Origin of the sequence: Halomonas sp. KG2 (genome assembly GCA_030440445.1) — a bacterium.
Classification (GTDB): domain Bacteria; phylum Pseudomonadota; class Gammaproteobacteria; order Pseudomonadales; family Halomonadaceae; genus Vreelandella.
Genome location: CP098528.1, coordinates 2,929,884 through 2,942,603 on the forward strand (window position 1 = coordinate 2,929,884; position 12,720 = coordinate 2,942,603).

The window sequence follows — 12,720 nt, forward strand, 5'->3', positions numbered from 1 at the left end:
TTCAAACGTTTGACAATCTTTACCCTATCGTACATATCAGGTTAACTGCGGACCTGCCTTGATAATTGCCTCGTTAACACCTTCAAACTTCTTGAAGTTATCAACGAACTTGGTGGCAAGGTCTTGCAGATGACGATCGTAGGCATCTTGGTCAGCCCACGTTTCGCGAGGATTGAGCAGGCTAGAGTCTACACCCGGCACCGCTACAGGTACTTGAAGGTTAAGGCCATCGATGTGCTGGGTTTCAACATCACGCAGCACACCGGACTGAATAGCACTGATGATGGCGCGAGTAGTCGGGATAGAGAAACGTGAGCCACCTTCACCGTAGGCACCACCTGTCCAACCGGTGTTGACGAGATAAACCTGAGCATCTTTTTTGTCTACCCGCTTGATCAACAGATCGGCGTATTCACGCGCAGGACGCGGGAAGAATGGCGCACCGAAGCAGGTAGAGAATGTAGCAGCCAAGCCTTCAGATGAACCCATTTCGGTAGAGCCCACTTTCGCAGTGTAGCCTGACAAGAAATGGTACGCGGCGGCTTCTTTGGAAAGAATCGATACGGGCGGCAATACGCCAGACATATCGCAGGTCAGGAAGACGATAGCGTTAGGCTCACCAGCCAGGTTCTCCGGTACACGCTTTTCAACGTGCTCTAGCGGATAGGCGGCACGAGAGTTTTGAGTCAGGCTGTCGTCGGCGTAATCCGGCTCGCGACGATCATCAAGAACAACGTTCTCCAGCACGGTACCAAACTTAATCGCGTTCCAGATAACCGGCTCGTTCTTCTCAGAAAGGTCGATACATTTAGCGTAGCAGCCACCTTCCATGTTGAAGACGATACCGTCGCCCCACGCGTGCTCATCATCGCCAATCAGGTAGCGCGCTTGGTCAGCGGAAAGCGTAGTTTTACCCGTACCTGAAAGGCCGAAGAACAAACAGGTTTCGCCGTCTTCACCAACGTTCGCAGAGCAGTGCATCGGCAGAACATCAGCTTCTGGCAACAGGTAGTTCTGCACCGAGAACATTGCTTTCTTCATTTCACCGGCATAGCGCATACCAGCAATCAACACTTTGCGCTCGGCAAAGTTAATAATGACACAGCCATCAGAGTTGGTGCCGTCGCGGCTGGGGTCACACTCAAAGCCCGCGGCGTTCAGAATCGTCCACTCATCTTTAACCGCTGTGTTGTATGCCTGCGGGCGCACAAACATGGTGCGGCCAAACAGGTTTTGCCAAGCCGTTTCTGTGGTAACACGAACGGGTAAGTAGTGTGTGTTATCACTGCCTACATGCAGTTCGGCTACGAAGTGCTCACCGCTACCCAGATAGTCTTCTACACGTGCCCACAGCGCTGAAAATTTTTCAGCATCAAACGGGCGGTTCACGCTTCCCCAGTCGATGCTATCGCGAGTAGAGGGCTCGTCGACGATATAGCGATCTTTCGGTGAACGCCCTGTGCGCAGACCGGTGTTTACCACCAGCGCACCGTTAGCCGACAGGCGGCCTTCACCACGGGCCACGGCGCGCTCGATCAGTTCGGCGCTGCTAAGATTAACGTGGGCTTGGGGAGCGGCTTGAGTCGTGGTCATGTCGATTCCTGGGTCTCGAATTTACCGGGCGTCAACGACGCCTTGAGAAATCATCTCAGCCGCTTATTGTTTCCAATACCATGGGCTGAGTGCGCTGAAGTCCGGCGCATTATGGCAAAAAGAAAGCCCCCGGGAAACGGGGGCTTTCATCAAACATCTTGTAGTTAAACTACTACAATGGCACTACATTTTGTGTTGCAGCGCAGTATATTTTCAAACAATCGTTCGGCAGGCATCCTATAGGCTTTGCTATGACTAGCGCGGCACACATACGACTTCAATACCCATGCCATCATCTGCGACTACACAATCAATGAATCACCGGGGGTGGCGCGTCCGGATTTTCTAATAAAATTTCAATCTCTGCGGCTGTGTAGTGATATTTCGTGTGGCAAAAGTGGCATTGCGTATCGATTGCGCCTTCTTCGCGCAAAATATCGCGCAGCTCCTGTTCGCCAAGCGTGTATAACGCATGGCTCATTCGCTCCCGCGAGCAGGTGCAACCAAAGCGTAGTGCTTTCGGCTCGAACACTCTAACCGTCTCTTCGTGATAAAGCCGGTACAGTACTTCGCGCTGCTCCAGCCCCAGAAGCTCTTCAGTCTTAATGGTGTCGGCAAGATGAACGCTGCGTTCCCAAGCATCAACATCTTGATTTTGTGAGGCATCGGGCAGGCGCTGAAGCAGCAGCCCACCTGCACGCTCGCCGTCAGCCGCGAGCCAAAGGCGGGTTGGCAACTGTTCTGATTGGCCAAAGTAGGCTTCTAGGCAGCCCCCCAGGGTAGCGTGATCAAGCGCAACAATACCTTGATATCGATGCCCTTCCCTTGGATCTAGGGTAATCACAATTTGGCCTTCCCCCACCAGCTCTCGGAAACTGGCATATTCGCTGGGCAGCACAGCGTCTTCCGCGATTCGCGCGATCGCACGCAGCTCACCACCGGGGTTGGACTCGGCCATTAAGAGTGCAAGCGAGCCTCGTCCTCGCACTTCAATGCTTAAGGTGCCGTCTAGTTTTACCGTGTCGGTTAGCAAAGCGACCGCCGCCAACAGCTCACCCAGCAATTCATTAACCGCTGGCGGGTAAGCGTGGCGGTCAAGCACCTCATGATAGGCAGTGCTGAGCGTGACGATTTCACCACGCACGTTGGTTTGGTCAAACATAAAACGTTGGATTTGATCAGACATAAGGAAACCGTCGGAGAAGTAGAGAGAAGGCTTACCGCCATGACGAATAAACGCGTGTTTAATCGCCCTGTTGGCGCTGGAAGCGTTGGATGTCACGCCGCTGTTTTTTATCAGGACGTTTGAGTGGGTGCTGCATGGCTTCATTGGTGAGACGACGAGCTTCAGCTTCTTTGGCTCGGCGTTGCACACTTTCCTCCGTTTCAGCGTAGAGCTTGCGCGCTTCTGGCGCGCCGCGACGCTGGTCGGAAAGCGAAACCACTTCCACCTCAAAAATATCCCACCCTTGGGGAACACGAATAAGTGCCCCCAGTTCGACATTTTTGCTGGTTTTTACGCGGCCACCGTCATAGTGGACTTTACCGCCTTCTATCGCTTTTTTAGCCAGGGCACGGGTTTTGAAAAACCGTGCGGCCCATAGCCACTTATCCAAGCGAACGCTGTCGCTCATTAACGCTCTCCTCGCTGCCCTGGCAGGTTATCTGGCAGCAGTTGGGCAAACCGGTCTAGGGCAATAAACTCCTGCAGTTCTTTTTCAGGCCGCTGGCTATCTGGCTGCTTAATACCTAGTAAGTGTTTGATACCAAACTCACGGGCACTTTCGAGTACGCGTGCGTTATCATCGATAAACAGCGTGCGCGCTGAATCAAACGGTTCTTGCTCTTGAAGCGCAAACCAGAAAGCCTGCTCCTCTTTGGCAGCCCCTACATCCTCTGATGAGATGATGGCGTCGAGGTAGTTTTCCAACCCTGTCAGCGGTAATTTTAGCGCGAGGCTGGCACGGTCTGCGTTGGTCGCTAGAATGACACGGGGGTGGGCTTGCTTCAGCCAGGTTAAAAAGTCTAACGCATCGCTACGCAGGCCTATCAAGTGCTGTACTTCGCGTTTCAGCGCTACGATATCCACCCCAAGTTCGCGGCTCCAGTACGCAAGGCTGTACCAGTTCAACGTGCCCTGCTCACCGATAATGCGCGCACGCAGCGCTTCTTGGCTCGCTGCGTCTAGCTGATGAAGCTCAACATAGCGTTTTGGCAGGTGCTCTAGCCAGAAATGGCTATCGAAGTGCAGATCCAGCAGCGTGCCATCCATATCGAGTAGGACAGTATCAATCTCGCGCCAATCAATCATTGCCGCTCCAGTATGAAAGAGTAAGCATACTATTGTAGCGTAACCCGTTTTTTGCAGCCACGGAGGCATGATGTCAGTCCACGACGCTTCAACAGGCAATACCCCACATGACTACCTGAAAAAGCCGCAAATCTTGGCGCGAACCAACGTCGCCAAAAGCCGTTTATTCCAGATTGAGTCGCTTGATTTGCGCTTTTCTAATGGTGAAGAGCGCCAGTTTGAACGTTTAACCGGCGCAGACCGAGGCGCGGTAATGATTATTGCCATGCCCGATCCGGAGCACGTACTGCTTATTCGTGAATATGCGGCTGGCTTTGAAGATTATGTGCTGACGCTGCCAAAGGGGCTAGTTGACCCCGGCGAAGACATTGTCACTGCTGCTAACCGTGAGCTAATGGAAGAGTGCGGCTTTGGCGCGCACCGCATTGAGCCGCTGGTGGAGTTATCACTTGCGCCTAACTACATGCGCCACCGCATGCAGGTACTCATCGCCACCGATCTTTATCCCAAGCGCCTGCCAGGTGACGAGCCAGAGCCGTTGATTGTCGAAACTCACGCCATTGAAGAACTGCCGGCGCTGCTGTTACGTGACGACTTCCACGAAGCCCGCGCCATCGCCGCGCTCTATATCGCAAGAGATAAGCTACGCGAAGAGAAACGTAATAGCGCAATGGATTTGTTGTAAAGCCGCGCTGCTTTTGCAGGTGCGCTGACGCTTACACCGCACTACAAAACCTAAGGACTCAATAAGTTATGTAGCGCGTGGTAACGAATCTCGCGAGGAACGAGCGAATGAGGCACCCGCGGAAGGTGGCGGAACGACGCCCAGTGGCAGCCGTCCCAACTGCTTACAAATGGTGTTTTAGCGGTATCCAGCGGCGTTGGCGGTGGCTGTCTAGGCCAGCTTCCAAGAGCGTCATGTTGCGTAGCGCATCTTCAATATCAACCGGCAGTGGCGTTTTATCACGGATCGCGACGGCCATGCCTTGATAATAAGCCAGGTAGTCACCCGCTTGGGTAGCATGCTCGTGACGCACTAGCGGTGCCTCTTCTCCGTCGCCCTCGCGAAGGGTCAGCGCGCCTGGGGAGTCAGCTCCCCAGGCAGGCGTAGGCACCTCACCCGCTTTTAAGCGATCCTCTTGAGGGTCTAGGCCGTATTTAAGGTAGCTACCTTTCGTTCCATTAATGCGGAAGCGCGGTGTTGATTCGGCAACCAGCGTGCCAGCGCTGAGGCTAACGCGACAGCCGTCGTACTCCAGCAGCGCTAAAAAGTCATCATCGGCTTTGGCGTCATCTCTGCGCACACCCAGATCCAGCATGATGGCATTGGGCATCCCAAACAGCTCACAGGCTTGGTCAAGCAAGTGAGGGCCTAGGTCATACCAAATACCCCCACCTGGTGTGACTTTTTCGCGCCAGCGGTCACGAACTTCAGGGCGAAAGCGATCAAAACGCGACTCAAACCCGGTGACACGGCCTAACGTGCCGGCTTCAAGCAGCGCTTTAACGGTAAGGAAGTCACTATCCCAACGGCGGTTATGAAATACCGACACCAAGCGCTCTTTATCAATCGCCAGCGCTTTTAGCTGCTTGGCTTCTGAAAGTGTGACGGTAAACGGCTTATCGACGACTACGTGTTTACCCGCCATCAACGCTGCTTTGGCGAGCGGAAAATGCGTGTCATTAGGTGTCGGGATAACAATGAGATCAATATCGCTGCGCTGACATAACGCCAGTGCTTGGCGCTCAACCTCAACATCTAAGTCAGCATGCACTTTGGCGGCATCACTGGAGGATACTGCGACTAAATCCAGGCCTTCCGTTGCCTGAATGAGTGGCGCATGAAACGTTTTACTCGCAAATCCATAGCCAACGAGGCCAACGTTGATAATCGCCTTCATTACATTCCTTAGTCGTTTTGACGGTTTGCATTGGGCATAAAGCAGCTCACATAAAGCAACCCACATAAAACAGCCCGCTTTGCACGGGCTGTTTTACATAGTACCTACACCTAGTCGAGCTTGGAAAGGTCGCGAACCGCACCTTTGTCTGCTGACGTGGCCAGCAATGCGTAGGCTTTCAGTGCAGGCGTTACCTTACGAGGGCGCTGTTCGACGGGCTTCCAGGCGTCTTTGCCTTTAGCTTCCATCGCCTCGCGACGCTTCACTAATACTGAATCAGGTAGTTGCACGTTAATCGTACGGTTGGGAATATCAATCAGAATGGTATCGCCCTGCTCAACCAAACCAATCGCGCCGCCTGCCGCCGCTTCGGGGGAAACATGACCAATGGAAAGCCCAGAAGTCCCGCCAGAGAAGCGGCCATCCGTCAACAATGCACAGGCCTTACCCAGCCCTTTGGATTTTAAGTACGAGGTCGGATAGAGCATTTCCTGCATGCCAGGACCGCCTTTAGGGCCTTCGTAGCGAATGACCACTACATCGCCCTCTTTGACCTTACCGTCCAATACATTGGCCACTGCTTGATCTTGGGATTCAACGACGTGGGCTTTGCCTTCGAACACGAGAATTGAGTCGTCAACGCCTGCCGTTTTAACCACGCAACCATCGAGGGCGATGTTGCCGTAAAGCACAGCCAAACCGCCTTCTGTTGAGAACGCATGCGCTAGGTCGCGAATACAACCGGTAGCACGATCGCCATCTAGACTTGGCCAGCGGGCGCTTTGTGAGAAAGCGGTTTGGGTAGGAATACCACCAGGGCCTGCTTTAAAGAACTCGACCACATCAGCGTTTGGCGAGCGCATAATATCCCACTCTTCCAGCGCCGCTTTTAGGCTATCGCCGTAAACAGTTGGCACTGACGTGTCCAGCACTCCCGCACGATCCAACTCGCCCAGAATAGCCATAATGCCACCTGCACGGTGAACGTCTTCGATATGGTATTTCTGGGTATTGGGTGCCACTTTACATAGTTGCGGTACCTCACGGGAAAGCCGATCAATATCCGCCATGGAGAAGTCGACTTCCGCTTCTTGGGCCGCCGCCAGCAAATGCAAAATCGTATTCGTAGAGCCGCCCATGGCGATATCTAACGTCATGGCATTTTTGAACGCTGCTTTGTTACCAATCGCACGGGGCAGCAGGTGGGCTTCTTCGCCTTCATAGTAGCGCTTGGCCAGCTCTACAATGCGATGGCCAGCGGTTTCAAACAGGCGCCGACGGTCTGAGTGGGTCGCCAGCACGGTACCGTTACCAGGTAACGCCAAGCCTAATGCTTCCATTAGGCAGTTCATCGAGTTAGCGGTAAACATACCCGAGCAACTGCCGCAGGTGGGGCAAGCACTGCGTTCGACTTCAGCCAGGGTTTCATCATCAACGCTATCGTCAGCCGCCATAACCATGGCGTCGACCAGATCTAGGCCGTGATTTAGCAGCTTAGTTTTGCCCGCCTCCATGGGCCCACCCGAAACAAAAATGACCGGAATATTGAGGCGCATGGCAGCCATCAGCATCCCAGGGGTAATTTTGTCGCAGTTGGAAATACACACTAGCGCGTCGGCGCAGTGGGCATTACACATGTACTCAACGCTATCAGCGATAATATCGCGGCTGGGCAGCGAATAGAGCATGCCGTCGTGCCCCATCGCGATGCCATCGTCTACCGCTATGGTGTTGAACTCTTTAGCCACACCGCCGGCTTTCTCAATTTCACGTGCGACCAATTGGCCCATGTCTTTTAAGTGAACATGGCCCGGCACAAACTGGGTAAACGAGTTCGCAACCGCAATAATGGGCTTATGGAAATCGTCGTCTTTCATGCCGGTGGCGCGCCAAAGGGCGCGGGCGCCGGCCATATTACGGCCGGCGGTGGTCGTACGGGAGCGATACTCGGGCATGGTGTCCTCTTCTACATCTTTATCGTGGCCTGCCGCATTCTTGGCGACAGGCAAGTGAATCCAGCGGCCTTAGATTGTGGCATGAGCGCACCGTGGAGACTAGATGCTGAGAGCAACCTCCCTTCCCAATTTGTCGCAGTTAAAACGTCTCCCACTGTGCAGAGGACTCTTGACTAGCCAATTCTCTTGCCGCAGCACCTCCCCCGGAAGGCAGTTTCAGTGACGCTTTACGCTGCGCTTGATTAACCTGCTGTAGCTTTTCCCGGGCAGAGTGAATATTTTCTTCCTGGGCGCCTTCCAGACGGAAGGCATCCACTACATTCGCTAGCTCAAACGTCTCTAGCGCTAAATTATCCGCCGAGACCGCGATGGTTTGTACTTTGGTGGCGTTTTGCTGAGTCACATTATCCATTTCAGCAATCGCGGAATTAATTTGGCCAATACCGCTACTTTGCTCGCTTGAGGCGGTGCTAATCGACTCCATCAGCTCACTGACACGGCTGACCTGCTGCATCACATTATCGATGGCTCGTTCAGCTTGCTCGACCGCACCACGGCCGCCACTGACCTCTTGCGTCGTACTTTCAATCATCTTGCGAATTTCTTGGGCCGCATCGGCACTACGGCTCGCCAAGTTACGCACTTCACTAGCCACCACCGCAAAGCCTCGGCCATGCTCCCCGGCACGTGCAGCTTCGACCGATGCATTGAGTGCCAGGATATTCGTTTGGAAAGCGATTCCGTCAATGACGCCTATCATCTCCGCCATTTTTTCAGCACTTTGGGCAATACGCTGCATTCTTGCGACCAACTGCTGCATTTGCTCTCGGGTATCGCGGGTGCTTGAGGCATTCTGCACCGCCAGCTCCGTCGCTTGGCGGGCATTCTCAGTATTTTGCTGCACCGTGGACGTCATTTCTTCCATGCTTGAGGCCGTTTGCTGCAGTGATGACGCCTGCTGCTCGGTGCGAGAAGCCAGCTCTTCATTTTCAGCGGCAATTTGCTGAACAGCAGGCGTGACAACAGACACTCGATGTTCCACGTCGCCGACAATACTCGCCAAGCTAAAGCGCATGGTATCCAACGAATAGAGCAGCTCGCCCAGCTCGTCTTTCGTTTCACGACGTTCGCGAGCAGCCAAATTACCTGCTGCAATTTGAAAAGTAATATGCCGCGCCCCTTCTACGCTGCGCAACACGGACCTTAAAATCACGGTACTGAGACCTACCATCAACAGCAAACCAATGACCATCAACACCATTTGAGCAATCAGCATTTGCTGGCGTCCCTGCTGTGCCTGGCCAACCAGCGCTTCAGCATTTGCTCGCTCATCGCTAACTAACTGGCTACTGCTCTCTCTTAGCTGCTCTGTGGTAGGTTGTACGCCGTCATTAAAGGCTTCAAAAGCGGCAAAGCCATTTGCGCTACTGACCGCCGTCACCGTGGTATCGACACTGCTGATCCAGGTCGCTAATCCTGCACTAAAAGCTTGTAGACGCTCAGCACCGGCATTGCTGTCCGTAAGATACTCGTTCCAAAGCGTTTGTATTGACTGAGAATATTCGCTAACTGACGCGGCAACTGCATCAACATCAACCCGACGAGGGTTACGAACAGCAGGTTCCAACTGAGCCACCACTTGGCCGATTTGGCGCTCTATTCGCTGAAGATTGGCGACGGCTTCTAGCCCTGAGCGATTTAACGTATCGAGACGCTCACCAGAAACCATTAAGCCGTACATCCCTAGGCCGCCTGCCAATCCCATGAGAATAATGGATGCTACTACCATGCCCGTTAACTTAGCTTTCAGGCTATTAAACTGAAAGCGAGCAAAAAAACCTCCCACACCGCGGCGCTTTAGCGCCCCCTGCGCCAGCGTGTAGCGGCGAGATTTACCTTTTTCGCGTATTTCTTTATAGACGATTTCTGCTAGCGCAATACTTTGAGCTGGGGCTTTGCGCCGCAACGAGGTATACCCTACGATGCGGTCGCCATCTCTGAGCGGTGCCACGCTAGCAGTGACCCAATAATGATCGCCGTTTTTACGACGATTTTTGACCGTACCTTGCCAGCTCGCACCTGACTGAATCGTCTTCCAGAAATCTGCATAGGCTGCTTCCGGCATATCCGGGTGGCGAATTAGGTTATGAGGGCTTCCCATCAATTCATCGCGGGTATAGCCGCTGACCTCGACAAACGCGGCGTTAGCGTAGGTCACATTGCCCTTCAAATCGGAACGTGAAATCAGCACAGTCTCATCGTCAAGCGTGTACTCACGCTGAGTGACGGGTTGGTTGTTGCGCATACAGAGGCTCCCTAGGGGACTTTTAATTTTGATTTGCCTCTATTATCACTTGCCGCCAGGGAATTTAACCTCTGAATAACCCTACAAAAGCGCCGCACTCTTTGGTGCGGCGGCTTAACTAAACGATTGTTTTACACCCGGTTTAAGAGCCTACGTGAAGACCACATTGGCCACATCACGATAGCGGTTTGCAAAATGCACCGTCATTCCCTCTTTCAAGTAATCGGGAAGCTCTTCGTAATCGCGCTTATTGGCTTCTGGCAGTATCACCTCAAAAATATCGCTGCGGCGTGCGGCAATAATTTTCTCTCGGATTCCCCCCACCGGTAAGACTTGCCCGGTTAAGGTCAATTCACCAGTCATTGCCAAGGGGCGGCTAATTGCCTGATGCTTGGCCAGCGAAAGTAACGCCGTGGTCATTGTGACCCCTGCCGACGGGCCGTCTTTGGGTGTCGCCCCTTCGGGCACGTGAAGATGCACAAATGCCGAGTCAAAGAAGTCAGCATCGGCACCATACTCTTGCAAGTGGCCCAGCGTGTAGCTGTAAGCAATATTGGCGGACTCCTTCATCACATCGCCAAGCTTGCCGGTGAGTTTAAAGCCGCGATCCAGCGCATGAACTTTGCCCGCCTCGATAGGCAGCGTTGCGCCCCCCATAGAAGTCCAGGCAAGCCCGGTAACAACGCCTTCGCCTTTCAGCACTTTCTCTTTACGGAATAGCGGTGCTCCTAGGAACTCTTCCAGGTTTTTAACCGATATTTTTACCGTTTCCACCTGTTCTTCCAGCAGCTTCACTGCTGCCTTGCGAACAATACGATGCAGCTGTTTTTCAAGCTGGCGAACGCCTGCCTCACGGGCATAGCCGTCAATAACCTGCTTGAGCGCGGCATCCGTTAAGTTGATACGTTTCTTAGGCAGGTTGTCGCGTTTCAACAGCTTCGGCCATAGATGGTGCTTAGCGATCTGTAGCTTTTCTTCCGCGATATAACCAGAAAGGCGAATCTGCTCCATACGATCAAGCAACGGACCTGGAATTGAGTCCAGCGTATTCGCGGTGCACAAGAACAGCACTTTGGATAGATCCATGCGCACATCGAGATAGTGATCCAGGAAATCGACGTTTTGCTCAGGGTCTAACACCTCAAGCAGTGCTGATGCAGGATCGCCCTGGAATGATTGGCCCAGCTTATCAATCTCATCGAGCATAATCACAGGGTTCTCGACTTCGACTTCTTTAAAGGCCTGTACTAGTTTGCCGGGCATTGCGCCCACGTAAGTACGACGATGACCTTTAATTTCAGCCTCATCACGCATCCCGCCCACAGAGAAACGATAGAACTCACGGCCTAACGCTTCAGCAATAGAGCGTCCAATCGAGGTTTTACCGACCCCAGGAGGGCCGACCAGCAGCACAATCGAGCCACCAACATCGCCCTTGAAGGTACCTTCGGCAAGAAACTCAATAATCCGCTCTTTTACGTCTTGTAAGCCGTCGTGATCGCGATTAAGGACTTCCCTAGCATGGGCCAAGTCAAGCTTGTCCTGGCTGGTTACCCCCCAGGGCAACGAGGTGAGCCAATCAAGGTAATTACGAGTAGTGCCGTACTCTGGCGAGCCGGTTTCTAACACGCTGAGCTTGTTGAGTTCATCATCAATACGCGCTTGAACGCGCTCTGGCACCACCAGCGACTCTAGGCGGTTCCTAAACGTATCGACGTCGTTTTCACGGTCGTCTTTGGAAATACCCAGTTCACGCTGAATGACTTTAAGCTGCTCACGCAAGAAAAATTCTCGCTGCCGCTCCTGCATCTGGGCATTTACCTGCTCACTGATCTCGCTTTGCAACTGAGCAACATCGATTTCTTTACGCAGCAGCGGGAGAACTTTGTGCATGCGCTCAGCCACCGACAGCGTGGCGAGTACATCCTGCAGTTCGGGGCCCTTGGCAGATGTAATAGCAGCTGCAAAGTCAGTTAACGGACCGGGCTCATGAGGACTAAAGCGATTGAGATAATGTTTTAGCTCTTCACCATACAGCGGATTAATCGGCAGCAACTCTTTGATGCCATTAATAATCGCCATCGCATAAGCGCGGGTTTCTTCGTTCTCAGCGTCGACTGGTTCTTTGGGATAGCTTACTTCCACCAGATAAGGCGGCTCTTTAGACAACCAGCGCTGAATTTTAAAACGCCTAACCCCCTGAGCAATAAACTGGATCTGTTGATCTTCGCTCTGGAGTTTATGTACTTTGACCGCCGTGCCAATCTCAGGAAAGCCGTTGTGATCCAACGACTCAACACCTTGCTCGCCAACAAAGGCAACACCAATGGTGTGGTGAGGCGTATTGCCTACCCGACGCATGGTTTCTTCCCAGCGCTCGCGGTTGATGACCAGCGGCTGTACCTGAGCGGGAAAGAAGGGTCGATTATGAATCGGCAATAGATAGATACGCTCTGGGAGCATATCGCTGGCAGGCACTAACGAATTAACTTTCTCACCGTCTGAACGGTGCTCTTCACTGTTCGAGGTATCGTCTTGCGGTGCGTCGGACTCATCGTCCGTCAGCCAATCGAGGTGTTCGTGATCGCGGTCGTAATCCTGGTCGCTCATGCGCCCTCCCATAACAGTGACTAGCGGATTGATCCGCTTAGCAAT

General features: G+C 53.2%; 9 protein-coding genes. 1 reads left to right on the plus strand and 8 read right to left on the minus strand.

Annotation, left to right across the window (positions count from 1 at the left end):
- Window positions 1–36: 36 nt before the first annotated feature.
- The 4 genes from NDQ72_13645 to yrfG form a co-directional block, all read right to left on the minus strand.
- Window positions 37–1,593 carry a phosphoenolpyruvate carboxykinase gene (locus tag NDQ72_13645; protein WKD27102.1) on the minus strand — a complete coding sequence of 519 codons (1,557 nt, stop codon included), beginning with the start codon at window positions 1,591–1,593 and terminating at the stop codon, window positions 37–39.
- Between the two features lie 310 nt (window positions 1,594–1,903).
- Window positions 1,904–2,779 (minus strand): Hsp33 family molecular chaperone HslO, encoded by an 876-nt coding sequence (gene hslO, locus NDQ72_13650; GenBank protein WKD27103.1) that lies wholly within the window; start codon window positions 2,777–2,779, stop codon window positions 1,904–1,906.
- Window positions 2,780–2,837: 58 nt separating this feature from the next.
- Complete coding sequence (gene hslR, locus NDQ72_13655; protein ID WKD27104.1) at window positions 2,838–3,227, minus strand: ribosome-associated heat shock protein Hsp15; 390 nt, start codon at window positions 3,225–3,227, stop codon at window positions 2,838–2,840.
- On the minus strand, window positions 3,227–3,904 hold the full coding sequence (gene yrfG, locus NDQ72_13660) for a GMP/IMP nucleotidase (GenBank protein WKD27105.1): 678 nt from the start codon (window positions 3,902–3,904) through the stop codon (window positions 3,227–3,229). The genes hslR and yrfG overlap by 1 nt, the downstream gene beginning before the upstream one ends.
- A gap of 70 nt (window positions 3,905–3,974) precedes the next feature.
- On the opposite strand from yrfG, the gene nudE reads away from it, so the two are divergent.
- Entirely contained in the window at window positions 3,975–4,589 is a 615-nt protein-coding gene (gene nudE / locus NDQ72_13665; GenBank protein ID WKD30403.1) for an ADP compounds hydrolase NudE, read from the plus strand.
- Between the two features lie 163 nt (window positions 4,590–4,752).
- On the opposite strand, the gene NDQ72_13670 is transcribed toward nudE, so the two are convergent.
- From NDQ72_13670 to lon, 4 genes are all read right to left on the minus strand, one after another.
- On the minus strand, window positions 4,753–5,805 hold the full coding sequence (locus tag NDQ72_13670) for an oxidoreductase (protein ID WKD27106.1): 1,053 nt from the start codon (window positions 5,803–5,805) through the stop codon (window positions 4,753–4,755).
- A 110-nt stretch (window positions 5,806–5,915) separates the two neighbouring features.
- Entirely contained in the window at window positions 5,916–7,760 is a 1,845-nt protein-coding gene (ilvD, locus tag NDQ72_13675; GenBank protein ID WKD30404.1) for a dihydroxy-acid dehydratase, read from the minus strand.
- Between the two features lie 139 nt (window positions 7,761–7,899).
- A complete protein-coding gene (locus tag NDQ72_13680; GenBank protein ID WKD27107.1) occupies window positions 7,900–10,065 on the minus strand; it encodes a methyl-accepting chemotaxis protein in 2,166 nt (721 codons plus the stop codon).
- A 150-nt stretch (window positions 10,066–10,215) separates the two neighbouring features.
- Window positions 10,216–12,675 (minus strand): endopeptidase La, encoded by a 2,460-nt coding sequence (lon, locus tag NDQ72_13685; protein ID WKD27108.1) that lies wholly within the window; start codon window positions 12,673–12,675, stop codon window positions 10,216–10,218.
- Window positions 12,676–12,720 lie beyond the last annotated feature (45 nt).